This window comes from Nitrosomonas oligotropha, assembly GCF_900106555.1.
GTDB lineage: Bacteria > Pseudomonadota > Gammaproteobacteria > Burkholderiales > Nitrosomonadaceae > Nitrosomonas > Nitrosomonas oligotropha_A.
The window spans coordinates 170,394-196,356 of sequence record NZ_FNOE01000002.1; the positions used below are offsets into that span (position 1 = coordinate 170,394).

21 protein-coding genes are annotated in these 25,963 nt (G+C 48.5%); 9 read left to right on the plus strand and 12 right to left on the minus strand.

The genetic code is table 11. The features are described 5' to 3' along the window. Window positions 1-85 precede the first annotated feature (85 nt). The 4 genes from BLU57_RS02265 (at window position 86) to BLU57_RS02280 (ending at window position 3,677) form a co-directional block, all read left to right on the plus strand. A complete protein-coding gene (locus BLU57_RS02265; protein ID WP_090315600.1) occupies window positions 86-2,404 on the plus strand; it encodes a bifunctional diguanylate cyclase/phosphodiesterase in 2,319 nt (772 codons plus the stop codon). A 92-nt stretch (window positions 2,405-2,496) separates the two neighbouring features. Further along, entirely contained in the window at window positions 2,497-3,210 is a 714-nt protein-coding gene (locus BLU57_RS02270; RefSeq protein ID WP_090315602.1) for a DUF3047 domain-containing protein, read from the plus strand. Between the two features lie 112 nt (window positions 3,211-3,322). Beyond that, window positions 3,323-3,466, plus strand: a complete 144-nt coding sequence (locus tag BLU57_RS02275; protein WP_256206090.1) for an EAL domain-containing protein — start codon at window positions 3,323-3,325, stop codon at window positions 3,464-3,466. Continuing rightward, on the plus strand, window positions 3,447-3,677 hold the full coding sequence (locus BLU57_RS02280; protein WP_090315606.1) for an EAL domain-containing protein: 231 nt from the start codon (window positions 3,447-3,449) through the stop codon (window positions 3,675-3,677). Before BLU57_RS02275 ends, BLU57_RS02280 begins: the two co-directional genes overlap by 20 nt. Before the next feature lie 53 nt (window positions 3,678-3,730). Here the strand turns inward: BLU57_RS02280 and BLU57_RS02285 are convergent, their stop codons facing one another. The 7 genes from BLU57_RS02285 to BLU57_RS02315 all read right to left on the minus strand — a co-directional run bounded on the left by BLU57_RS02285 (window position 3,731) and on the right by BLU57_RS02315 (window position 13,070). Next, a complete protein-coding gene (locus BLU57_RS02285; RefSeq protein ID WP_090315608.1) occupies window positions 3,731-5,737 on the minus strand; it encodes a KAP family P-loop NTPase fold protein in 2,007 nt (668 codons plus the stop codon). Between the two features lie 76 nt (window positions 5,738-5,813). After that, window positions 5,814-6,029: a type II toxin-antitoxin system HicB family antitoxin gene (locus BLU57_RS02290; protein ID WP_090315610.1), complete on the minus strand. Its 216-nt coding sequence runs from the start codon at window positions 6,027-6,029 to the stop codon at window positions 5,814-5,816. After that, window positions 6,016-6,276, minus strand: coding sequence for a type II toxin-antitoxin system HicA family toxin (locus tag BLU57_RS02295; protein ID WP_090315612.1), 261 nt, complete (start codon window positions 6,274-6,276; stop codon window positions 6,016-6,018). The genes BLU57_RS02290 and BLU57_RS02295 overlap by 14 nt, the downstream gene beginning before the upstream one ends. A 73-nt stretch (window positions 6,277-6,349) precedes the next feature. Continuing rightward, window positions 6,350-8,176: a sodium-extruding oxaloacetate decarboxylase subunit alpha gene (gene oadA, locus BLU57_RS02300; protein ID WP_090315614.1), complete on the minus strand. Its 1,827-nt coding sequence runs from the start codon at window positions 8,174-8,176 to the stop codon at window positions 6,350-6,352. A gap of 33 nt (window positions 8,177-8,209) precedes the next feature. Beyond that, a complete protein-coding gene (locus BLU57_RS02305; protein WP_090315617.1) occupies window positions 8,210-9,628 on the minus strand; it encodes an acetyl-CoA carboxylase biotin carboxylase subunit in 1,419 nt (472 codons plus the stop codon). A gap of 185 nt (window positions 9,629-9,813) precedes the next feature. Then, window positions 9,814-11,085, minus strand: coding sequence for a porin (locus BLU57_RS02310; RefSeq protein WP_176776347.1), 1,272 nt, complete (start codon window positions 11,083-11,085; stop codon window positions 9,814-9,816). Between the two features lie 491 nt (window positions 11,086-11,576). After that, window positions 11,577-13,070, minus strand: a complete 1,494-nt coding sequence (locus tag BLU57_RS02315; RefSeq protein WP_090315623.1) for a bifunctional metallophosphatase/5'-nucleotidase — start codon at window positions 13,068-13,070, stop codon at window positions 11,577-11,579. Window positions 13,071-13,508: 438 nt separating this feature from the next. Here BLU57_RS02315 and BLU57_RS02320 point away from each other — a divergent pair, with 438 nt between their 5' ends. Then, window positions 13,509-15,566, plus strand: coding sequence for a di-heme-cytochrome C peroxidase (locus BLU57_RS02320; protein WP_090315624.1), 2,058 nt, complete (start codon window positions 13,509-13,511; stop codon window positions 15,564-15,566). Window positions 15,567-15,653: 87 nt separating this feature from the next. After that, entirely contained in the window at window positions 15,654-16,928 is a 1,275-nt protein-coding gene (locus BLU57_RS02325; RefSeq protein ID WP_090315626.1) for a cytochrome P450, read from the plus strand. 186 nt (window positions 16,929-17,114) lie between these two features. Here the strand turns inward: BLU57_RS02325 and BLU57_RS02330 are convergent, their stop codons facing one another. Beyond that, window positions 17,115-17,306: a hypothetical protein gene (locus BLU57_RS02330; RefSeq protein ID WP_090315628.1), complete on the minus strand. Its 192-nt coding sequence runs from the start codon at window positions 17,304-17,306 to the stop codon at window positions 17,115-17,117. Window positions 17,307-17,475: 169 nt separating this feature from the next. Between BLU57_RS02330 and BLU57_RS02335 the strand changes: the two genes are divergently transcribed. After that, window positions 17,476-18,222, plus strand: a complete 747-nt coding sequence (locus tag BLU57_RS02335) for a Mut7-C RNAse domain-containing protein (protein ID WP_090315630.1) — start codon at window positions 17,476-17,478, stop codon at window positions 18,220-18,222. A gap of 257 nt (window positions 18,223-18,479) precedes the next feature. Next, window positions 18,480-19,589 (plus strand): hypothetical protein, encoded by a 1,110-nt coding sequence (locus BLU57_RS02340; protein ID WP_090315633.1) that lies wholly within the window; start codon window positions 18,480-18,482, stop codon window positions 19,587-19,589. Between the two features lie 107 nt (window positions 19,590-19,696). Here BLU57_RS02340 and BLU57_RS02345 read toward each other — a convergent pair whose 3' ends face one another. Together BLU57_RS02345 and BLU57_RS02350 are read right to left on the minus strand one after the other, a co-directional pair. After that, window positions 19,697-21,415, minus strand: coding sequence for a methyl-accepting chemotaxis protein (locus BLU57_RS02345; RefSeq protein WP_090315638.1), 1,719 nt, complete (start codon window positions 21,413-21,415; stop codon window positions 19,697-19,699). 39 nt (window positions 21,416-21,454) lie between these two features. After that, window positions 21,455-21,970, minus strand: a complete 516-nt coding sequence (locus BLU57_RS02350) for a chemotaxis protein CheW (RefSeq protein ID WP_090315640.1) — start codon at window positions 21,968-21,970, stop codon at window positions 21,455-21,457. A 477-nt stretch (window positions 21,971-22,447) separates the two neighbouring features. Here BLU57_RS02350 and BLU57_RS15975 point away from each other — a divergent pair, with 477 nt between their 5' ends. Beyond that, a complete protein-coding gene (locus BLU57_RS15975) occupies window positions 22,448-22,621 on the plus strand; it encodes a hypothetical protein (protein WP_176776346.1) in 174 nt (57 codons plus the stop codon). Between the two features lie 7 nt (window positions 22,622-22,628). Here the strand turns inward: BLU57_RS15975 and lspA are convergent, their stop codons facing one another. Then, entirely contained in the window at window positions 22,629-23,120 is a 492-nt protein-coding gene (gene lspA, locus BLU57_RS02360) for a signal peptidase II (protein ID WP_090315645.1), read from the minus strand. A 39-nt stretch (window positions 23,121-23,159) separates the two neighbouring features. Next, the gene (ileS, locus tag BLU57_RS02365) at window positions 23,160-25,958 is read right to left on the minus strand and encodes an isoleucine--tRNA ligase (RefSeq protein ID WP_090315648.1); all 2,799 of its coding nucleotides are present in this window, start codon (window positions 25,956-25,958) and stop codon (window positions 23,160-23,162) included. Between the last annotated feature and the right edge of the window lie 5 nt (window positions 25,959-25,963).

Below are 25,963 nucleotides of genomic sequence, written 5' to 3' on the forward strand. Positions count from 1 at the left end.
TTCGGGATCATGCCTATCCATCATCACTTGCAAAATCCTAATTTAGATGGTTATCTTCGCACATTGATTTATCATTGAGGTAACCATGGGTAATACCAAGCAAACCAAGTCTCAACTACTGGAAGAACTGCAGCGATTGCGTTCCGAATTGGCTGCTATCGAGTTGATGACCGAGAAACGTACCCATGAGCTTTATGTTAGTGAGGAGCGGTTTTCGTTAGCGATGCGCGGCGCCAACGATGGACTATGGGATTGGGATCTGGAAACGGATGAAGTGTATTACTCGCCACGCTGGAAAAGCATGTTGGGTTATGCGGAGAATGAGCTGGCGAATCAAATAAGCACCTGGGAGAACCTAGTCAATCCCGATGACAAAATCATCGCACTGGAGAAAGTGCAAGATTACTTTGATGGCCGCAAGGATTCGTTTGAAGTTGAAATGCGCATGCGGCATAAGGATGGCCACGAGGTTTTTGTACTATCGCGCGCATTTCTGGTCACGCGCGCGTTAGACAATAAGCCGTTGCGTCTCATTGGTACTCATGTCGATATTACCGAACGCAAAAAAGCCGAAACCTTTGATAATCAATACGCCGAAATACTCGAGATGATTGCGATAGGGCGTCCCGCGCCGGATATTTACGATGCGATTGCACTCATGTACGAAGCCCGCCACCCCGGCATGCGCTGCTCGATGCTCGAATTGAGCGGTAATAAACTGCTGCACGGTGGCGCGCCCAGTTTGCCGCAGGCTTATTGCGAAGCCGTGCACGGCCTGGAAAACGGACCGAGTGTCGGTTCCTGCGGGACATCCACTTATACCGGGCAACGGGTGCTGGTGGAAAACATCGAAACCGATCCGAAGTGGGCGGAAATTAAACACATTGCGTTACCGCACGGTATGCGGTGTTGCTGGTCCGAACCGATCAAAAGCTCCAGCGGGAAAGTTTTGGGTGCATTCGGCATGTACTACAATCACCCCGCACTGCCGGACGAGAAAGAGTTAAAAGATCTGATATCCGCTGCCCGGCTGACGGGGATCGTCATGGAACGGGATCAAGCGCAAAAACGCATCCGCACGCTGGCGTATACTGACGAACTGACTGGATTGGCCAGCCGCGCCTCGTTTATGCAGCACATGGAAGAAATCACCAAATCCTCCAGCCGGCACGGCCGCCGCTTCGGGTTGCTGTACATTGACCTGGATAACTTCAAATACATTAACGATTGCCTGGGGCACGACGCTGGCGATTTGTTGCTCAAAACCATTGCAACGCGATTAATCCACACCTGCCGCGACATAGACTTCATTGCCCGGCTGGGTGGCGATGAGTTCTGTATCCTCATTGAAGAAGTCGAAGCGGATTACGCCGCCAATGTCGCGAAACGCTGTCTTGAGGCCATATCCCAACCGATCGGGATTTATTCCAGAAAAATCGCCCCGGCTTGCAGTATTGGCATCGCCTATTACCCCGATGACGGCGAAACTCTTTCCGCTTTACTCAAAGCCGGTGATATCTCGTTGTACACCGCCAAGGAGAATGGGAAAAATCAGTATGCATTTTATAAAGCCGAGCTGACTCACAAGGCGGAGTATCGTTTTCAAATCGAGCAAAACCTGCGGGAAGCCATCGAAAAACAGCAATTGTCTTTGGTGTATCAACCGCAAATCAATATCAAGGGCGGGGAAATTTTTGGCGTCGAAGCGCTATCGCGGTGGTATCACCCGCAATTGGGGCAAGTCCCGCCCAACGATTTTATCGCCACCGCCGAAAGAATCGGCATGATCAAACCGCTCACCGAATGGGTGTTACGCACCGCGTGCAGCCAGCTGGTGGTTTGGAAGCAAGAAGGTTTCCGCACGCTGCGCATGGCCGTCAATATTTCCCCCAGTCTTTTTCTGGACAAAGGATTTGTGCTGCTGGTTAAGCGTATCATCGATGAAGTTGGCATCGCGCCAGCCGAATTGGAACTCGAAGTGACCGAAGGCATCGTGCAAACCGATCCGCGCAATCTGACCATTTTTCAAGACTTGAAAGACCTTGGCGTGTTACTGTCCATCGACGATTTCGGCACCGGCTATTCCTCTTTCGCATCGCTTAAGCACCTGAAAGCGGATTACCTGAAAATCGACAAATATTTCATCGACGATATGCTGATCGACCAAAAAACCCTCACCTTGGTCAGTTCCATGATAGAAATGGGACAAAAACTCGGTTACGGCATCATTGCCGAAGGCGTGGAAACGTCAGAACAACTGGATATTCTCAAGAACCTTGACTGTGAAATGGTGCAAGGCTATCTGTTTAGTAAACCTGCCGCTCCCGCCAGCATTTCAGAATTTCTGAACAATCAAGCGCACAAGACGATTCTTGCTCAAGGCCGTGTAGATGAGACCGCGTAGTTGATTATGCTTTGCGGGTAGTGCTACTGCTGTTAATTCTTGTAAACTGTAAGGCCTGACGCTTTTGGTGTGCTTATCTTCTTGTTCGACGAATGAATCAACGCTTCCCTAATCGACAATTTTTAATTGGCATTCTGTTTTTGTGGTGTTGGACGTCGTTTGCCGCAGCGAATGAAAAAATTGTTCATGTCATCGATTTTTCCGGCAATTCGAATGGCAGTGCCGTTTCCTGGTTGGAGGAAAGAGGATTCGAGCTTCAGTTGGATGCAAAAAAATTAAACCCTAGATTTGAAAATGATGCCCTAGTGATCAGCGCGGACGGCGAGATGGCCGGATTGTTTGGTTTGCAGCTGAGACAACAGAACTTTATTCACAATGTTAAGCGGGTGGAAATCGTTTGGGGCGTGAATAAATATCCCCAGGGCGCAAATTGGAATGCGGGAATTAACAGTGTGCCTATCGCCGTGATGCTGTCATTTGGAACCGAAAAGCTTTCCAGCGGCTTGCCGTTGGGCATCTATGCAGCGCCCTATTTTTTGAGCGCTTTTATCGGCAAAGCTGAAGAACTGGGCCGTATGTATTTGGGCAAGCTATGGAAAAAAGGCGGGCGATATTTTTGCGTGGCATCCGGTGATCAGCCGGGTAAAGTGATTACCACCGATTTTGAAGTCGATGAAAAATTTCGTACCACTTTCAAACACCCTAAAACACCGCCGATTACAGGAATTGCTTTCCAAGCCAATACCAACAATACCCAAGGCGGCGCTGAGGCGTTTATCAAGAAGATTACTTTTTTATCGCGTTAAGCAGCAGGCGTTTCGTCTGCAAGACATAAAGCGTAGCCTCCGCTATTCAGGTTCACTCAAGAACTGGCCTTGTTGGGAAAATACCTCGTAAATCCGGTCTCAAGCCATTGGCGTGTTGTTGTCGATCGACGATTTCGGCACCGGTTATTCGTCGTTTGCCTCGCTGAAATACCTGCAAGCCGACTACCTGAAAATCGACCGGTATTTATTGACGACATGCAGGCTAACCCGAAAACCTGTACCTTGGTCAGCTTGATGATAGAAATCGGACGGAAACTGGGCTACGGCTCGTGGCCGAAGGCGTCGAAACTCCCGCGCAATTGAATATTCTCAGAAACCTGAATTGTGAAATCGTACAAAGCTATCTGTTTAGCAGACCAGCCGCCGCCGGCAGCATCTCAGAATTGCTGAACAGTCAGGCGTACAAGGAAATTCTCGGACGGCGCCGGTTGAATGAGGTGATGTGAGTGGTAATAGAAAGGATTTAAGCAGACAAAGCTGATATTAACACTCCATATATTTAATTCGCTTCCGGCATCTTTAATTTAGCTTGTTGCTCTTCAATTAATTTAATGACTTCCTTGTGGGAAGAGATTTCAAGTGACGATTCATCCTTTCCCTTAATGGATTGGATAATACCCCGCATTAATTCGTTAGTAGCAGGACCAAAACTTTCTTGGGTAAAGATTTTTCGAAAAGCAGCCAATCCTTCTTCCGTTTTGCACATTTGATCAATCGCTGCATAAGATTCAGAATTATCATTGTCATTTAATTGTGTGAAGCGATGTAAAATCAAATGAAGATAGATTTCTTGAAGCAGATTGTTTTCCCGAATGGATTTTCTTACTTGATCGGACCAAGTTTTAGTCGCTTGATTTCCTTGATTTTTTTCGGCGATAGATAGCACCATCATAGAAATAGACAATGGTAAGTTACTTGCAATGTCCTGAAAGCATTGTTCATAATTCGGAGGCTCTAATAATCGCAGCAGGCGTATCATTAAATCGCTGATACCATGTGCAAGTTCTTTGGTTAGCAGGGAGTCGCTAGTTAGTTTTTGTGAAATTTTCGTTAGTTTATTAATACATCCTTTAATATCCCGTTCGTCACACGAAGGTGCGTAAGTGCTCAACCAATTCAACAGAAACAGTTTTTCCTCGCTATCTGCACGATTCAATTTTTTTTCTAGCTCTTCCGGTTCCATCAGAAGTTTATGGATATCTTTAACTTCAGGAACTTCTTCAATTGAAGTTAATGAGAGTAAACGAGCTAACTGATCCGGATCAGCTATTCTTAAGTCATCTACACCATTTCTTGCTTTCTTTTCAAAAAGAAACAAACAGGTTTTGTTTGCAATTTGAAGATCATGTTCATTATCTTTTGGTAGGTGTTTTAACCAAGTATGCTCTGCTTCATCTTCTCTTGATCCAAGGGATACGCCCCAATCAAATGCATATTGCTTACTGATTAGATCACCTCGAAAGAAATGCCCAGTGAAGTCAGCCGAATGCTCAAGAACTGCTTTCCGAATTGCAGGAAAGCGTTGAGTAAGCGCTTCAAACGCGATGACGTCAGCAGTATTAACTTCACCCTTTGTAGCTGGTAGGCTGAGACAAAGACGGTTTGTGATTCTGATGACATCGCGGGGGTGACGTGATAGCTGAGTAAATAAGATGATTGCTTCTTCATAACGATCATTTTCATATGACTGCAAGTCGATTTCGAGTTGCTTTAACAGATCTCGAGTTTTTTCGTCAGCAAATCGCTTGAGCTGCCGCCTAGATAGCGGTGGGAGCGGATAAGCAACTTGCACAATTTTTTCCAAATAGGAAAGGCCAGATTTCTCATTTTCGGTAAGGGCTCGGGCAATAATGCCCGGATCATAGGCCAGTAGGTAGGTGATTTGCGGAAAATCAGCTACCGCTTTGATTGCCTGAATCATGGTCCGTACTTCTTCAGCAGGAAGGCGATCAAGATCATCAATGACAACGATTATTGGGTGATCCAATTTTTTCAGTGCATTGATGACATCATTCTTTTTTTGTGCCAAATCCATGTCGGGCAATAGTTTTTTAATGTCATCAAGATTTACTTGTGCTGCTTCAGTGACATCTTCAGCTATATGGCCCGCCCAGGATAATGCAGGAATATATTTGAGCGGTTTTAGTAAGCGAACAAAGTTGATCAATTTCTGACTAGCATCGATTCCTTTTTTTCCTCTAGTGACTTTTTTACCAATCGAAACTGCAATTTGTTCAATTAGGGTTTCAACTAAAGCCCCGGTAGTGCTGACCATCCAGGGATTGAAATCAATGACAATTGCTTTCTGATTCGCTCTGAGATGCTTTGTAATAAATCCAATTAATGTGCTCTTTCCTGAACCCCATTCTCCTTCGATCCCGACAACCAATCCAGGGCTGTTGTTTGGTAGAACAAGAGAACAGGCCAGACTTTTTGCAAAAGGTTCGCGGCCGAATGCATCGTCCTCAGCAGGTTGATCATGAAGAAAGGTGGGATGTAATGTCATTGCAAAATCCTACTTGAAGTCACATTTTACGCAGACATTAACTATGTTCAGGCAAGGGAAGTGAGTATGTGGTGCGTTACGCGTACACCAACCTGCCTTTGGGTTCCGGGATCGGTTTGCCCAGTTCGCGAGCGGTTTCTATCCATTGACCGATGACGATTTTCACGTTGGTGACTGCTTGCTCGTAGGTTTCTCCATCCGCCATACAACCGGGTAGTTCCGGTACTTCGACGATAAAAGCGTGATCTTCCTCGCTCCAGTAAATAATTAATTCGTATTTAATCAATGTCATGTTCTCCCATGCGATACTTTGTCAATAGAATTCTAACTTGTTTGACCTGATACGGCTTTGCCTTACTGTTCTTTGGTTGCAAATTAATAATCTCTTCAATGTTCTCGCGAGTGAATAAGTGATGACTTCCTTTTATTCGCTCGATGAACCCTAACCGGGTCAATAATTGGCAAAGCTCGGAAAATGCAATGTCGTTGTCTGCACTTCCCATCAGGATTTTCATCCTGAGTTTTGAATACTTTCCCATTTAAATCGTCCCGATTTAATCAACTTACACAATGATTACTGTACGTAATATTGAGTTCATCGCTTATACGCAATCATCCCGCCACAATCTCAATCAACACCTCATTTGGATTCACCGATTCGCCTTTGACGACGTGCACGGCTTTGACAATACCTCTGATCGGGGCGGTGATTTCGGTTTCCATTTTCATGGCTTCGGTGATGAGTACTGGCTGCCCGGCGGTGACTTTTTGGTCGATTTTGACCAGCACGTCGAGAATATTGCACGGCATGCTGACAACGACGTCGCCTTCGTTTGCGGGGCTGCGGCGTTTGCTGGCGATGGTGCTTTTGACGGCGCCTTGGGTGCCGCCGTCGAGCACGATTTCATCGAGCGTTTCGACGACGATTTCTTCGGGCATGCCGTCGACCATGAAATAGAAATGGCGTAAGGATTCGTTTTTCGGACTGGTGCCGGTGACTTTGACGTGATACGACTCACCGTGCAACGCGACGTTGAATTCAGTTGGCGCTTTTTGTATGCCGCTACCCGCTGCTGACGCTACTTCCAGCGGTTCCGGCACGAGGTGGCCGGTGGAGCGCAGTTCCAGGAATTGCTTTCCGACTTCGGGAAACATCGCATAGCTCAGCACATCTTCATCGTTCAATGCCAAGTGGCCGATTTCCCGGCGCAGATGCTCGAACTCCGGTTTCAACAAATCGGCGGGGCGGCAGTCGATGATGTCTTCCTTGCCGATGGCACGTTTTTGCAATTTGGCATCGATCGGCGCGGGTGCTTTGCCGTAACCGCCTTGCAGATAACGTTTCACTTCATTGGTGATAGTGTCATAGCGCTTGCCGGTCAGCACATTGAGCACCGCTTGTGTGCCTACGATCTGCGATGTCGGTGTGACCAGCGGCGGATAACCTAAGTCTTTGCGCACACGCGGAATTTCCGCATAAACCTCGTTGATGCGATCCAGCGCGTTGCGTTCCTGCAACTGATTGGCCAAATTCGAAATCATGCCACCGGGCACCTGGAACACATGCACGCGGGTGTCGACGCCGGTGAATTCACTCTCGAAACGGTGGTATTTTTTGCGGATTTGCGCGAAATAGTCGTTCACTTCCTGCAATTTTTGCGGATTCAGTCCGGTATCGTGTTCCGTGCCTTGCAACGCCATGACCAGGCTTTCGGTCGGCGGATGGCTGGTGCCGCCCGACCACGATGACAGCGCTGTGTCGATATGGCGGCAACCGGCTTCGATGGCTTTCAATTGGCACATTTCGGCCAATCCGGCGGTGGCATGCGAATGCAAATGGATCGGCAGGTCGACGGTATCTTGCAGTGCCTTGACCAGTTCGCTGGTCGCATACGGTGTCAACAGACCGGCCATATCCTTGATCGCGATCGAATCGCAACCGAGCTCGGCCAAATCCTTGGCCAGTGTCACGAAGCTCTTGGTGTCGTGCACCGGGCTGGTGGTGTAGCAGATCGTGCCTTGCGCGTGTTTGCCGGATTCCTTAGCGGCTTCGATGGCGGTTTTGAGATTGCGCACGTCGTTCAGCGCGTCGAAAATGCGGAAAACATCCATGCCGTTGGCTGCGGCTTGTTTGACAAAAGCGCGCACCACATCGTCGGAGTAATGGCGGTAACCGAGCAGATTCTGGCCGCGCAGCAGCATTTGCAGCGACGTGTTCGGCAGCGCGGCCTTGAGTTTGCTCAGGCGCTCCCACGGATCTTCCTTCAGAAACCGCAGACAGGCGTCAAACGTCGCGCCACCCCAGCATTCCAGCGACCAGTAGCCGATGCTGTCGAGCATCGAACAAGCCGGCAGCATGTCTTCGGTACGCATGCGGGTGGCGATCAGGGATTGGTGCGCGTCGCGCAAAATGACGTCGGTGATATGAACTTTTTGCATAGGTTTTCCTTGATTAACCAATGAATCCGGTATTTACAGACCGGTATGCGAGGCCACGACCGCGGCGATCACGCTGGCCAGCACTTCAGGCCGGGGTTTATCGGAATATTGGATGAGATTCGGATTTTGTTCGACGAAACCGGTATTGAAGCGGGCGGCGCGAAACTGCGGATGTTTCAGAATCCGCAAATAATAGGGAATCGTCGTTTTGATACCGAACAATCCCATATCGCGCAACGTGCGCTCACCGCGCTTGATCACGTCTTCCCAGGTCATCGCGCTAACGATGACTTTCGCCACCATGGAATCGTAAAAAGGCGGAATTTCGTAACCGGTGTAAATCGCGGTATCGGTGCGCACGCCCGGGCCGCCCGGCGCGTAATAGCGCGAAATGCGGCCGAAACTCGGCAGAAAATTGTTTTTCGGGTCTTCGGCGTTGACACGGAACTGAATGGCAAAGCCGCGTCGGACAATTTCTTCCTGCTTGAAGCGCAATGGCAAACCCGCGGCCACGCGAATTTGTTCCTCGACGATGTCGACGCCGGTAATCGTTTCGGTGATGGTGTGCTCGACCTGCACGCGCGTGTTCATTTCCATGAAATAAAAGCGGCCGCTATCGTCGAGCAGAAACTCCACCGTACCGGCGTTGGTGTAGCCGACCGATTTCGCCGCGATCACCGCGAGACCGCCGATATATTGGCGCTGTGCTTCATCCAGTTGCGGCGACGGCGCGATTTCGATCAGCTTTTGATTGCGGCGCTGAATCGAACAATCGCGCTCGTAGAGATGAATTACATTGCCGTGATGATCAGCCAGCACTTGCACTTCGATATGCTTCGGATTGACGATGCATTTTTCCAGAAATACGTTGGCGCTGCCGAAGGCTTTGGTTGCTTCGGAAATCACCCGGGCGTAATTGCGCTGTAGTTCTTCGGCATTGTCGCAACGCCGGATACCACGCCCGCCGCCGCCGGATGTCGCTTTCAGCATCACCGGATAACCGATCTGCGCCGCGACTTTGAGCGCTTCGTCAACCGAATGCAGGTTGCCATCCGATCCCGGTGTCACTGGAATCCCCGCCGCGATCATCGCCTTGCGGGCTTCGGTTTTATCGCCCATGCGATGAATCACATCCGCCTCGGGGCCAATGAACGTCAGTCCGCGTTCTTTGCAGGCGCGGGCGAATTGCGCATTTTCGGACAGAAATCCATAACCCGGATGTATTGCATCGCAACCGGTCGCGAGAGCCAGATCGACCAGCGCGTGAATATTCAGATAGCACGCCATCGGCTCGCTGCCGATGCAATACGACTCATCGGCCTTCTTGACATGCAACGCGAAACGATCTGCTTCCGAATACACCGCTACCGAACGGATACCCATCTCGGCACACGCGCGAATGATACGAACCGCAATCTCGCCGCGATTGGCGATGAAGATTTTACGTAACATCATTTTTTGGGCCGCTTTGAAAAACGTAATGCCGGTATTCTACCTGATTGATTCCGGTTAAGGCGGTTGCGGTTAGGTTTGCGCAACGGCAGCCTGAGAAATGATCGCGTTTTTACCCTGATCATGGTCTTCCCTTGCAGCCGCTCGCATCATTTTCCCGGGCTTCTTTGGGCCGGAGTTTATTTTTAAAATGGTATCATCGCATCCAGCGAGAATAACCACTGATCCTTTTTGCCGTCGAAAGGGTGAAACGCCATGTCGATGCTGTCCGTCCGGTCGTAGCGGATATTCTTGCGGATATTGAGATTGCGCATCGGCTTCCAGCCTTTGTTCCAGTGCATCGCCGGTTTCCAGTTCATGCCCGCGGTAACGGCGTAATAATCCGCGGGCGCGCTCACGAGAGGAATATTGCCGGCGTAACTAACGCCCTTGTTATTCATCGCCGACAGAATGCGGTAAGGGGAGAACACCCGCCAGCCGTTGCGGTCGTGAAACCGTTCGGCGCGAATGCCGATCGACAGGTTTTTTTTCAGATCGTAAGTCAGGTGGGTATTGATGCTATACCAGGCGGCGTTGCGGATTCCTTCGGGTAGATTGATGTCGGCCGCCCAGCCGTTGGTATGCTGCAATACGCCGTGCATCTTGGGTGTGAACCAATGTTGCAGCACCACGCTGTACATCATCCAAGGTTGATTTACCGCCGTTTGGCCGTAGGTGCCGCCCAATGCCATACTGGTTCTTTTATCGTCGCTGCTCCATGATAGGTTGGCCAGTCCGCCCCAGTTGTCGAGCTGTTTGTCAAAGCCGCCGTCCCATCCGCCGGTGGCGCTGCCGGTCGTCGCCGCGCCCTGGATGGTCCAGTTTTTATCGATATTGTAAGTGCCTAGAAAACCGGTATGCGTGAACGGTTCGCCGCTGTTCAGAATATAAGCGCGGGTGTAAAAGAAATTGTCGGGCGCGGGGACGCTCTCATAACCCAGCGGAGTATAAAAATGCCCCGCCTTGATGTTCAAGCCGTTGCCGACCGGTACGTGCGCCTCCAGATAGGCTTGCGGCAGCGCAATGCCATAGGTGCGCGTCGACTTGCAGCAGAGATTCAGATCCCAGTTGCCCCGTTCCGACGGTTCGCCGGTATTTTCATCGAATGCGGAAATACCAAAAGCCTGCGTGTAAATGGCGTCGGTTCCGAACATGAAATCGAAACGGCCGCCAAGGCTCCAATTCGAAGTTTCCGTATCGACGCTGCGTTCGATGAAGAGATTGAGCTGATTTAATTGAAACCGGTTGGCGCGATCGGCGAAAGTAACCGTGCCGTTGAAACCATCCGACGGATTATTGGCATTGTAGGTTGCCCCGCCATTGATCCAGCCGCCGATTTGCAGGCCGCTGCGCTTGTATAATTCCGGTAAGCTGTTGGCAAAAGCTTGGTCAACGATGATGATCGCCGATAAAACCATGCCGAGTACTGTACTGATCGTTTTAATGTGGTCATTCATATTGTTTCCTGATTTTGGATCACGATAACGTAGAAGTTGTTGAAAAGCTGATGCATCGCGCTTTAAAGCGTTCAAATCGAGCGCATAACACTCAATGATTTTTCACAAACTTGCGTTTTTTGCTTGATTCCGTCTTGCTGGATCGTTTGTTGGCTTCTTTCTTCAGAATTGCCCAAGCTAAAGTGATCGCATTGTACCTTAATGCGGTTTATTATTGAGATAATAGGGTAAAAAATTGATTATAATTAATAACATAGAGTGCATTGTGTGGCAATAAAGAACTATATTCCGACGGCTAAAATAGTACATGGGAAACCATGAAAATAGCGATGGCGAGCAGCGGAGGAGTGCTCAGGTTTGCAGTAGGCAATAAGTTTATGTGTATTTGAATGCGGTTCTGTCTCGTTTTTCTTGTGATGTGCTTTATCTCGTCAGGAGGCTGCCCAAACTTTTTAATTTCGCTTCAACTGATCAATTAACATTTGACGGATATCGGTGTTTTCTCCCCGATTAACAATGACGAAATCCGGATTACCTGGTTTCAGATAGTCTAAACCATGGTCTTTGCCGGAAGCGAGGAAGTCGTTGATCGCCAGTTTGTAGGTTTTTTTCGCATCGATTGGGGTGCCGCTGATTTGCCAGGCGCCGTTCACTTGTTGGGTATTGGCGGATTGCAGGAATCCGCCCGCGCCGGAATTTGCCATGCCTTGGTTCAGCACTTTGATGAGCAGACTGCCTTTGATCGTAGCCAGTTGCACTTTGCCGCCGAACGGTAGCACCCGGATGACGTCGTAGACGGTGATTGGACCGGCAGGCAGTACGTCGTCGATGCGGATTGAACCGCTGTTGTACAGCGAAAGCTCGGCTTCGGGGTAGGGGCGTAGCAGGCTTTTGGCGATCAGTTCGGTCAAATTGGTTTTACGGGTGCGCACATTGGATTCGAGTCCGTCCAATGCTTCGGTGGTGGTCGTGACCACGGCTTCGGGCTCAAACCCTTGTTGCCGGAAGGCATCGAAGGCGATGTTCATCCATTTATCGACTACGGTTTTGACTGCGGGATCTTCCGTCAGTGTGTCATTGATCGGGACAAATTCGGGTTTGACCTGGGTTTTTCCGGTTTTCGGATCGAAATGAAGATCGACCACGTAAACCGAGCGTACATTGGCGTCGCCTTTCAGCAGCGGCGTGAAATTACCGCGCCAGTTTTGATAGTTGACATGTTCATGCCCGCCCAGCAGTAATCCGATTTGCGGAAATTTTTGCAGCAACTCGATGTCGTCGTCGATGGCTTGATGCGTCAGGGCGACCACAAAATCGGTTTGTCCGCTGAGTTGTTTGATTTGATCGGCGGTGGCTGCGATGGAGTCGGAATAACGCACATAACCCGGATTATTGGCCGCCAGCGTCAAGCCGAACATGCCGATTCTGAAGGTTTTCCCGCTTTTTTTATCCGTAACAGGAATCACCAGATTCTGTTTTATACCGGCATAAGGCTGACCATCCGCGGCAAACACATTGCTCGATACCCAGGTGAATTTTGCTTCTTTCATGCGCTGGTTGAATTGATTTTCTTTGACGTCGAATTCGTGATTGCCGAAGGTGGCATAGTCGAGTTGAAAGTGATTCAGCACATCGACCATTTGCCGCCCGGCGAGCCGGTCGCCTTCATATTGGGCGGTGCCGATCGCGGACGGACTGAACAGATCGCCACCCAGGGTGGTGATGGTATTCGGGTTGCGCGCCAGCAGTTGCTTGCGCAGCGTGGCGACCCGTGCAATGCCGCCTTCCTTGCCGCCGCTGACCGGGGTGATTTCGTAAATATCGTTAAAATGCAAAATGGTTACATGAATCCGGTCATCATCAGCGGGCGCAGTGGGTGCTGTGGCGTACGCAGTCAGCGCAAAGACAATAATGACCGAGAGTAAAACGGCGAATGGTTTTTTCATGATAACCCTCTCTATTTTGATAGTTGCTGTATTTAAAGTGTCGCTCAATGCCAGTCATGACTTATAGCGAGAAACCCGCTGTTGCCAATTCGCTTCCCCATCCGGGCGCTTGAGTTGCTGGCAAACGGTTTTAAACCGGTGCAGCGAAAAAGCTAATGCGATTCCTTAAGGTTATACCGTAAAGTTACTATTTGTATCAAATATGTTTCTGAGATGTGCGAGTATTGCTATGATCAGCAATGGATTGTGCATATAATCGGGAACTGCCAATAAGAAAAATACAATCCGCCAAGATTGAGCTTTAGCGTCAGGCGCACGGGCCTCGAGAAGAAATAATCCAAAGTCAGGTAATGTAAGGAGCAAGAGTTTACGGGTATTAGTAATGCACATTGTCCTAACAATGCTGATTAAACAAATTCAAATGAAAGGGGATTTATCGTGAAACAATATTTCATTTTGTCAGAAAAACGATCTTTATTTTCTTATGCCGCCTCGATGCTCTCCATCGGCATACTATCCGCTTGCACCCTTATCCCGGGAAACGAACCTGATGATCGCCACGCATCTGCTGTTGAGAACGATCATCTTGGCGATAGCTATACAAAGGTCCAATACCTAGATCAGGGTTGGAATTCTGCCGAGAGTTTGTGGTTTTACTACACCACACAGGGATCAAACTTGATGCCCTATGATTTCTTTTTGGCGCTGGAGAAGCCGGGACAGTCCCAGCTTTTCCGTTCCGATGAGAATATGAATTTTTACCGCTACTTACCTCAGAAGGCTTCATCGATAAACCCTGATGCACTGCCGGTCGGTTGGGTTAAGGATAAATACAAAGGCAAAGAATATGTCGGTTTGACTTGCGCGGCTTGCCACACCGGACAGATCAACTATAACGGTGTAGGTATCCGTATTGATGGTGGTCCGGCCAGCGCGGATATGGAAAACATCATGATCGATCTGGCCAAAGCCTTGAAACATACGCGTGAAGATGCGGAAGCTAAGCAGCGGTTTGTCAAAAATGTATTAGCCAAGGGGAATTACAAGTCGGAAGCTGATGTGCTTGCTGATTTAAGTAAGTATGAACAGCGCATATACAGTTATACCTATATCAATGCAAGTCAAACTTCTTATGGCTATGCACGGCTGGATGCCTTCGGACGCATATACAATCGTGTGCTTGAACATACCATTAACGCAAGAGAGCTGAGAGAGATACTGAGCGACCGGAAGATAATGGATGATAAAGTGATGACGAAGGAGCAAATCGATGAAATCCTGGCAAAAATTGATAATGTGATCACGGGAGAGCAGCGTGATCATTTGATGGAGCGTCTGAGTAAGTATCTGACCTTTGAGCAAATAGCGCTGTTGAATAATGAGATTTTCAATCGGCCTGATGCACCCGTTAGCTATCCTTTCTTATGGGATATTGCGCAACACGATTATGTGCAATGGAATGGGATCGCTGACAATGCCGGGCTGGGGCCGATTGGCCGGAATACCGGTGAAGTGATTGGTGTATTTGGCACGCTTGACTGGAAAGAAGAAAAAGGAACGTCATTGACATCGATTCTTTTCCAAGGCTCCGGTAACACGCGAGTCAAATTTGATTCTTCCGTTGATGTGCAAAACTTGCACAGAATTGAATCGCACTTGAAGAAATTGAATTCTCCGGTATGGCCGCAAGAAATTCTAGGAAAAATCAATGAGGAGCAAGCTGCAAAAGGCAAACTATTATTCGATGAATATTGTGCGGCCTGCCATGCCAGAATTGATCGTGACGATCCAAACCGGCGCGTCGTCGCTCATATGACGAAAGTCAGCGCGATAGGAACGGATTCCACGATGGCAGAGAATAGCTTCAAATATCAGGGTTATTCCGGCATTTTGCGCAACCAGTATGTAGGACTTGAAGTGGGTAATATTTTGCTGGATAAGGAAGCGCCCGTTGCAGCTTTGCTGACTCAAGCAACAAAAAATGTAGTGGCTACTCCTGATCCCGATAAGTGGTTTTTCCAACGTTGGACGGATTGGGCTGCCAATCTCGTAACAGCCTATGCGGAAAATGAGATTAAATCCTCAATCAAAAATGGTAACTATGATCCGGATACTACAGTCAATCCATTGGCCTCACTTAATGCCTACAAGGGACGGCCTTTGAATGGAATCTGGGCAACCGCGCCGTATTTGCACAATGGTTCTGTTCCATCATTGTATGATTTGTTATTACCCAAAAAGCGTGAAGGTGATCCGGAAGATGGGGAATACCGTCCTGATCAATTCGAAGTGGGTTCACGCGAATTTGATCCGGTCAAAGTGGGATTAAAAAGTAGCGGATATAAAAGCTTTACTTTTGATACCAGTTTTCCTGGCAATAGCAACGCCGGGCACGAATATGCATCCGGCAAAACAGCGCAACCGAATGGTGTAGTTTTAAGACCGCTGAATAAGGATGAAAAACTCGACGTGCTGGAATATCTCAAAACTTTGTAATATCTGGACACTCTTGAGTAATCATTCTTAACTTGCGATTCCCCGTGGTCTTGCCACGAGGATGTTTATTGAACAAGGAGTATTGAAATGAGTACAAACTATCTTGAACGGTATGATGCGACTCCCGATACGGAAAAATTTCCCTTGGTACGCCGCTGGATGGATACAGAACCTTTACCTTTCTTTAAGGAATTGCGCGCTAAGCGTCCGATCCTGGTGACGCCGGATTGCACCTTGGTGACCCGGTTTGACGATGTCAGGGAAATACTGCTGATGTACAAAGTATTCACCGTTAAGCCGTACGTTCCAAAAATGGACAATTACCTTATGGCGCATGATGACGATGCACTGCATACCCGTGAGAAATCGCTGATGCAATTTATGCTGAATCGTGATGATTTGCCCAGAGTGCGCAATATGGTTGCAGATATTGCCGGTGGCATTCTCGGTAATGCCAGTGGGCAGATCGAAGTTGTGAATAAATTTTGCCGGATGGTTCCCGCGACATTGGTGCAAAAGTATTTTGGACTGACGGGCGCTAATCGGGAAGACTTGATCGAGTGGTCGTATTGGAATCAATACGATACGTTCCATAATCAACCATTCGATTTATTGCCTCCGGAACTGTCAAAACGCATTATCGACCGGCATAATGAAACTTCCAAAAAGCTGGGAGACTATATCACGATGCTGATTGCGAAACGGTTATTGGCAGTGAAACTCGAGAAATTGACGTTTTCAACAATCGTCAGATTGGATGATGATATCGTCACTCGGATGCTGCGCACCAGTTTTGCGAAAGAATTGGATTTTGATATCAAACGGCTGGGTGTGAATGCCGGCGGCTTGTTGATCGGTGCGATCGAGACCACTGCGCAAGCCGTAGCGCAAGTGCTGCAATATTTGTTCCAGCATTCGCAATGGCTGGCGGCGGCTAAAGCGGCTGCACAAAAGGAAGATACAACCGAGTTCGACGGTATCGTGTGGGAAGCATTGCGTTTTGTTCCGATCACGTCGTATTTGTTCCGCACTACGGTGAGCGATTACACGGCTGCGAAAGGAACAGACCACGAAACGGTTTTGCGTGCCGGTACTTATGTTTTGCCGGTGACGTTATCCGCGACGTTCGATGAGCGGGCATTTGAGTCGCCGGATGAGTTTATTCCGCAGCGCAATTGGTATAACTATTTTCACTTCGGATTCGGTAACCATGAATGCCTGGGGCGTTACGTGGGTATGGTGATGATTCCTGAAATGGTTCGGCAAGTAATGCTGAAGAAAGATGTGGAGCCGAAAGGGGATATAGACTACAAATCCGGACCGTTCCCTGAAGCATACGACCTTTCCTGGGCAACAGCGTAGGTCATTGGTTTTGTGGTGGTTAAAGTGTGCAGAGCTGGTGAGATAGGTTGGACAGGGTGTCCGGATCAGTGTTCTCTCTGTACTGTGTGTAAGTAATTTCTTCTCGCATGATAAAAAGACAGCGCTCTATAGCCTCAGTTGCTTGTGATTTTCAACTATAGAGCACTGTCCACCCTCTAGCAAACTTTAGTAACTCGATTTTTCTTCAGTTGATCTGGCTTTTCCGCCGCCTTCCTGATCGCCCGATGGTATTTGATGGAAAGGCTGAATGGTTTTACCGTAAGCATCCGGATCAGGTGATTCCGGCGCTGTAGGCTTCCCACCGCAGGCAACTAGAACTAAAACCGCCGATACTGCTAAAAATTGTGTAATTCTCATATAGAACCTTCTGAATGTTATTTGTAATTAATTTTGTATGACGACGATTCGCAGAATACCGTTTACAGTTACGCGAAATATTGATCTTGATCAAATTAAATTCACCTTGACATCAAACACCTGCAGGCAATCCGAATCCAAGCGATAACTTATGCTGGGAATGTAATCAGTGGCGCAGATCGGAATACGCTTTTATCAATCATTGAATGATTTTCTTGCACCCGGTCTCGGTGATACGGAGATTATTTACAACTTAGAGCGAAAAGCTTCGATTAAGGACATGATCGAATCTTTCAATGTGCCGCACCCAGAAGTTGAACGAATTGTGGTAAATGGTATTGCAGTAGATTTTAACTATACTGTGCGGGATGGAGATCATATCGAGGTTTTCCCGGCGGGTGAAAATTTCAACGGTATACCGGTACTGCAACTGAGGGTAGCGTTATCGCTACCACCGCTATTCTTGGTCGATAGCAATCTTGGGAGATTAGCACGCTATCTGAGGTTGCTCGGATTCGACTGCCTTTATCGCAATGATTACGACGATGGCGCAATGGCAAAAATAGCCTGTGAGCAGCAGCGTGTCGTGCTTACCAGGGATCGTTCGCTATTGAAACGCAGGATCATTGTGCACGGGTATTTTGTGCGTGCGGATAGGCCGAAAATTCAAACCCGGGAAGTTCTGAAAAGATTTGCGTTATATTCCCTAATCAGACCGTTAACGCGTTGTACTCAGTGCAATGGAATATTGATAGGAACCGGCAAGAAGCTTATTGAACATCGCCTGGAACCGTTGACAAGGCAACATTACGATAAATTTCTGATCTGTCCGGAATGCGACCGGATTTACTGGCAAGGGAGTCACAGTATGCGCATCAAACAGCTTCTTGACGAATTCATTGACGAGAAATCGTAATCAACACCTTAACTCGAAGCTGATGTTTTCTGTCGTTTGAATCATATTCTGCTCGGATTTTTATTCAGTATGCATTCAGATTTACCTCGTTATGATAGTGTCAAATAGCGGTCGAGGTGGGTTGATGACTGAGGAAGCCTGAGGTGTTGTTTAGAGATTTGATTAACGGGTAAAAGTTGTAGTGAATTCTGATTGAGGTTGATATGAATAAATATAAATTAGCGTGCTTGGCTATCGCCCTCTGCGGAATATTTTCAATGAATCCAGCTGGCGCTGAGGGAGACGGCGGTGGCTTTGATGGTGGGTTCGATGGTGGTGATTTCGGCGGCGATTATGGCGGTGACTACGGTGGCGATTTTGGTGGTGATCTCGATTCGGGCGGATATTCGGATTACTCCGATCAGGGTGGTTTTGACCAAAGCGATGCTTTCGACCAGAATGATGAATTCAACCAACCGGAAGACTTTGGGGCAGCCGATGATGCGTTTCAGGGAAATGATTTAGAACAAACCGATGCAGCGAGTCAGCCGAATGATTTCGCTACGGAAGATACCCCGGATAACAGCACTGATACAGCATCCGGTAGCGATGGGCCCGCAGATGAATCCTTGAAAAAAGAGTTACCGGATCAATCCGTTGATACCGCTTCCGATCCAAGCCAAGGCGCTCAAGGGGATGCTCTGGGTCAGCACAATGATTCAAATCCGAATGCTGAATCTACCGATTCAACTCAATCCGCAGGAGCAACCGACTCTCCTGGGGCTGCCGATACTGCTTCTACTGCGGGTGACCAATCTGCCCAGAATGATAGTACTGTCGTTCAAGACGGTTCCTCCACGCAAAATGTGAATATTCAGAACAATACGAATGTAAGTCAAAATACTACAGGGAATGATCATGGCCATCATCACGGGGGAGGGCATCATCATCACGATAACTTTGGTTTGGGATTCGGCTTAGGTCTGGGAGTGGGGCTAGGATTCGGATTCGGGCCATTTGGTTATTACAGTCCGTTTGTTCCCTTCGGTTATTATGGCTTCGGCGGGCCATTCAGCAGCTTTGGTTTTTACGGCGGCCGTGGTGTTGGAGTTGGATTCTATAATAGTTATGCCGGTTTTGGCCCTTACCGCTATTTTGAACCGTATTATCCCTTGGGCGGATATCTGGCTGCCTCGCCGGTATTTTCGTCAAACATGGCATTCGCCCCGGCCAGAGCACCCACCTATGTTCAACGTAATGAAGTTTCCGGCCCTGCGCCTGTGCAGCAAAGGAACTATTGGTATTACTGCCGCAAGCCCGAAGGATACTATCCCTATGTGAAGCAGTGCTCAGGCCAATGGATCAAAGTTCCTCCGCAACCTTCCTGAGTCTTTGACTTCACGAGTGCTCTGATCAAGAGTAAACAGACTTACACATCATTAAGGCGATACCTGAGTTACCCCAGGTATCGCCTTATTTCAATCAACCCTTATTGTTAAAATTCTTCCCAATCTTCTTTACCGCCTGATGCAACCTTACGAGTTGGCATCGCTAATTTCTCGGGTGCCGTTTCGGTCTTGGTATTGACCGCAGCTTTCCTGGTTGCTGATCCACGGTTGGGCAGCAGTGTCACTACACCAGAGTTTTTTGTTGCTGCAACTTGTTCACCGTGGTTCGTAAATTTGAACACACTCACTGCTTGAATTAATACCTTGGATTGTTCCTTCATGGATTCAGCAGCGGCGGAAGCTTCTTCTACTAAGGCTGTATTTTGTTGAGTTACCTCATCCATTTGCGTTACTGCTTGGTTGATCTGCTCTATCTCGGAACTTTGTTCTTGCGATGCGGCTGAGATTTCACTCATTATATCGGTTACACGTTTTACAGCGGTAACGATCTCGTCCATGGTTGATCCCGCTTCATCCACCAGTTTTGTGCCTTCATCCACTTTTGTCACGGAATCATTGATCAATTCCTTGATTTCTTTGGCCGCTGCTGCTGACCGTTGCGCCAGTGTCCGGACTTCTGTCGCCACCACTGCGAAGCCTCTTCCTTGCTCTCCAGCACGGGCTGCTTTCACGGCGGCATTCAATGCCAGTATATTGGTTTGGAATGCAATGCCATCGATGACGCTGATAATCTCAACCACTTTCTTCGAGCTGTCATTGATCGAGCTCATCGTTTGTACTACCTGTCCAACTACAGCACCACCTTTCATGGCCACTTCCGATGCGCCTACTGCCAGTTGATTAGCTTGACGCGCATTATCCGCGTTCTGTTTCACGGTTGATGTCAGTTCTTCCATCGAAGAAGCGGTTTCCTCCAAGCTTGAAGCTTGTTCTTCGGTACGGTGGCTTAAATCCGAGTTACCTGATGCAATTTCACTGGACGCGGTTGCTATGGACTCCGTGCTGTTACGTACTTTACCTACCAAATCCAGCAAATTAGAGTTCATCGTTTTCAGAGCTTGCAGTAAACGTCCCATTTCATTGGTTGAGTTCACTTCGATTCGGGTAGTCAGATCGCCTGCAGCCACCGCATTTGCAATAGCAACGGCCTCATTCAGCGGTCTGATGATGGCACGCACCAGCAAAAATCCGGCAATGATAGCAAGGATCAATCCTACTAAAATTATCGTATTACTGAGTGACAGGTGCTTCTGGTAAGCTTCATTGGCGCCCTTGTACTCATCGGTACCCAATACTCGTTGCATATCGAGTAATTTGAACATGGTGGTATGGGCTGCATCGAATTTAGTATACAGATCATCGTGCAGATTCTGTTGTGCGACCTTATATTCCTTATTAAGCGCAGCATTCATCGAGTGTTCTACCGATTGTGACGCACTCTTCCATTGCTGCTCGAATTCATTGGCTAGCGCAGTTTCTTCGGCAATAAATTCGGTTGCCTTATATTCAGACCATAGTGTTTCGATTTCTGCAAACCTCTTGTCATTGAGTGCTTTTCTCTCTGCCACGACAGTTGGATTCTCGGAATTACTTGAAATCATCGTATTGAAACGTATGCGTTGCATGTCATCCAATACTCTTCCCAGATCTCCCAGAGGTAAAACGCGATTATCGTAAACACCTTTGAAGGCCGCATCCATCTGGTTCATGCCATATACTCCGAAACCACCAATGCTAACCAGCAGAGCAGAAAGAAATCCAATGACAACGATCAATCGAGATTTAATGGTCATGTTTTTAAACATTACGATTCTCCTGTAAGAATATTTTATAAAATTTGTTGATTAATTAATGCTGCGTGCAATAAGGCCCATGTCGCTGCGGCTCATTAGCTTTTCGATGTCGATCAATATCAGCATCCGCTCATCCACTGTACCTAGACCCATGATATATTCCGTGTCGATCACCGAGCCTAAACCCGGTGCTTGACGCATTTGCTCATCCGCCAGAGTGATCACATCTGATACCCCATCAACCACAATCCCCATCACCCGGCCTGCTACCATGAGTATGATGACCACTGTGAATTGATCATATGTTGCGTGACCTAAATTAAATTTTATTCGCATGTCGATAATCGGGACGATAATGCCGCGCAGATTAATGACACCCTTGATATAGTCTGGCGAATTCGCAATATGCGTGATGGAATCGTAACCTCGGATTTCTTGTACTTTCAGAATCTCAATCCCATATTCTTCGCTTCCCAAACGAAACGTCAGAAACTCATTCGTAACCAGATCAAGCGCTACCGCTGGCACTCCTGTTACGCTATTTGCTTTCAGTTCTTGCAATGACATTGATTCCTCCACTCGCTGTAATAAAACCTAATTCATACTCTCAAACATTTGGATGATTCTTTGAATAAAAACACATTGCTGCGTTGGGATGAACTATACCTGGGGGGATTTGTTGAATTGTTGAGAGAATGTAAACTCTTTGCAAACTATCAGACACAAAGAAAAGGCCATCGCATGACCTCAGAAGCCGTGCGGTATTTTGATGGCAGCTAGTGCATCACGGGGGGGGGGCGGATATCGTCTTCGTTGCGGCGTGGATAGGGATAATGTTGCGGTTCTGGCGGTAATGCGTCAGCGGTGCAGCCTGATGAAACTAGAAAGTGTCCGGGAAACTCTAGCAGCTGCTACCGCGAATGTAGAAAAGTGTTTTTCCGGTGTGCGCGGACTGGTTGTAAGCGTATCGGATTGTCTGTAGTCTATAACCAATGCGGCAGTCTGCTGGAATGATTGAAATTTTATTTTTTACCGGAATCAGTGATGAAGAAAAAACAAATATTGACCTTGATTGCTTTCTTGCCAGTCATACCGCTGTTATCCGGCTGCTGGACGCTAGTGGCCGTCGGGGCGGGTGCTTATGGAGGGTATAAAATGAAGGAAAACGGTTATACCCTGCAAAACCCGATCACCAAGGAAAAAAGATCCAACAAATGAGATTGGGTTATTTCACTGCTTTTGCAGCGTCTTCTGGATTTTCTTTTTTCCGGAAACTGTCATAAATCATCAATGCGGCGCCGATAAAAATAGCGGAATCGGCGATGTTAAACGCCGGCCAATGGTAATTCCCGATATAGAAATCCAGAAAATCGACGACATGACCCAGCGTAATGCGGTCGTACAAATTTCCCAGCGCACCGCCCAGAATCAAACTCAGCGATAAACAAAATAATTTCTCCTGCCGGTATTTATGGAGCAGAAAAATTATCACTAAGGCCGCGCTGCCTGCGATTCCGCTCAGAAACCAGCGCTGCCAGCCGGGTTGCTCACTGAGGAAACTGAATGCGGCGCCGGGATTGTAGGTCAACACCAAGTTAAAAAAACCGCTGAGTGGAATGCGTTCACCGAATTCCAGCGTCGATTCGACCCAGTATTTACTGGCGAGATCCAATATCAGAACAATCAAAGCGATGCTCAAGCTGATGTAGAGTTTCATAATAAGAGAGTTTTCGTTTCAGTGATTAGCCGTGAAATTTCATGCAAAGTGCCGTTCTTCGCCGCCGCCATGAAGATTGGCAACGCAGCGTGCGCATAACGTGGGATGTTCCGCATGCTGGCCGGTATCTTGGCGGTAGTGCCAGCACCGCTCGCATTTCGTATGCGCGCTGGATGTTACGGTTATGCCTTCCTGCTGCGGATCATTGACTGGAATCAGGCGAACTTCGGAGACGATTAATACGAAACGCAAGTCGTCGCCCAGCGCATTCAGTAAGGCAAAATCTTCCTTATTGGCGCGGATTTCTACCGCAGCTGCTAATGAGGAACCGATTTCTCCTTGTGTGCGGGAGTCTTCCAGTTTTTTCAGCACGTGTGAACGCAGCGAGCGTATTTTCGCCCATCGTTGTTGCAATGACTCGGTATCCGGATGTGCTGGCAGATCGTGCCACGTATGAAACAATACACTATCCTGAGCATCGCCCGTCAATTGTTCCCAGACCTCCTCTGACGTAAAGCTCAAGATCGGCGCAAACAGCCGCACTAAGCTGTGCGCGATATGGTGTAACGCAGTTTGTGCCGAACGGCGCGGAAGACCTTTGGCTGCTGCCGTGTACAGGCGATCCTTGAGGATGTCCAGATAAAATCCTCCCAAGTCTTCAGAGCAGAAATTATGCAGTTTATGCACGACCTGATGGAATTCGTAGCGTTGATAGCTGCGCGTTAAATCTTCCTGAAAGGCTTGGGTCAATGCCAGCATATAGCGATCGATTTCCAGGCAATCTGCCACGGCAACCGTGTCTGTATGCGGATTAAAGTCCATCAGATTTGCCAGTAAAAAGCGTAGCGTATTGCGGATCCGCCGGTAGCTTTCCACCACCCGTTTCAGAATTTCCTCCGAAATGGAAAGTTCGCCTGAATAATCGGTGGAAGCAACCCACAACCGTAAAATATCGGCGCCGGAAGTATCCATCACTTTTTGCGGGGCAATCACATTACCCTTGGATTTACTCATTTTGTGACCGCTGCCGTCGACCACAAATCCATGTGTGAGCAATTCATCGTACGGTGCGCGGCCGTCGATGGCGCAACCGGTCAGCAGTGAAGACTGAAACCAGCCGCGATGCTGATCGGAACCTTCCAGATAAAGATCTACTGGGAATTTGAGTTGCGCATCCGCTTTGACAACAGTGTCATGCGTGGTGCCGGAATCGAACCAGACATCCAGCGTATCGGTCAGTTTCTTATACGTTTGCGCTTCATCGCCGAGCAATTCGGCGGCGTCGAGCGCAAACCAGGCTTCGATACCTTGCTGCTCGACTTTTTGTGCGACTTGCTCGAGTAGTTCAAGTGAACGCGGATGCAATGCGTGGGTATCTTTATGCACAAAGAAGGTCATCGGCACACCCCAATTACGTTGGCGCGATACACACCAGTCCGGGCGGTTTTTGATCATCGCTTCCAAGCGCGCTCTGCCCCATGCCGGATAGAATGCGGTGGAATCGACGGCTTGCATCGCCAGATCGCGTAACGTTTTATCCCCAACATTCGCAGTAGTTGAGCTGTGCAGATTCATACCGATGAACCATTGCGGGGTTGCGCGAAAAATGATGGGCGTTTTGTGCCGCCAGCAGTGCGGGTAGCTGTGGTCGATTTTTTTCAGGCAAAACAGATGCCCGCTGGTTTTGAGCGTATCGATGACAATGTCGTTGGCTTTCCATACCGAAAGCCCACCCACTAAAGGCGTACTGGCCATAAACTTGCCATCGCCATCCACCGGGCTGTCACTCGGCAGGCCGTAATTCTGGCCGGCAAAATAGTCATCCAAACCATGCGCAGGTGCCGTGTGCACCAGCCCGGTACCGGTTTCCAGAGTGACATGCTTGCCGCAAATGATTTTTACCGTGCGCGGCTCAAATGGATGCTGCAGAGCCAGATGTTCCAGTGCCCGGCCTTTGCAGGTGGCAAGCGTTTCACCGGTTAAATCATAGCGTGCCAGGCAAGCCTGCTGCAATTCACTGGCAAGGATTACCAGTCCGTGTGCAGTTTGCACCAGCGCGTAGTCGAAATCGGGATGCACGCTGACCGCTTGGTTTGCCGGTAATGTCCACGGTGTGGTGGTCCAGATGATGGCATAAGCTTGCGCATTCTCAGGAATGGCGATGCCGAAAATTCCGCTCAGTGATGAATGCGCGAACTGAACGGCAAATCCCACATCAATCGCCGGTGAAGTTTTGTCTTCGTATTCCACTTCCGCTTCGGCCAAGGCGGAGCCGCAGTCGATACACCAATTGACCGGTTTTTGTCCTTGATACAGATAGCCGCTTTGATAAATTTTTCCCAGCGCGCGGATAATGCCAGCTTCGGTTTTGAAATTCATCGTGAGATAAGGATTATCCCAGTCACCCAGCACGCCCAAACGAATGAAATCGGCTTTTTGACGTTCCACCTGTTCTTGCGCGAAAGCACGGCAGAGCTCGCGTACTTTATCGGCAGGCAAATGCTTGCCGTGTTTCTTTTCGATCTGGTGCTCAATCGGCAAACCATGGCAGTCCCAGCCGGGAACGTACGGCGCATCAAAACCGGCCAATGTTTTGCTCTTGATGATGATGTCCTTGAGGATTTTGTTGACGGCATGACCGATGTGAATGTCGCCGTTGGCATAAGGCGGGCCGTCGTGCAGAATGAATTTTGGTCGTCCTTTGCTGACGGCGCGGATTTTTTGATACAGATTTTTGTCTTGCCAGGCTTTCAGCATACCGGGTTCGCGACTGGCCAGATTGCCGCGCATCGGAAACGGTGTGTCGAGTAAATTGAGCGTTTTCTTATAATCAGTCATGAAAG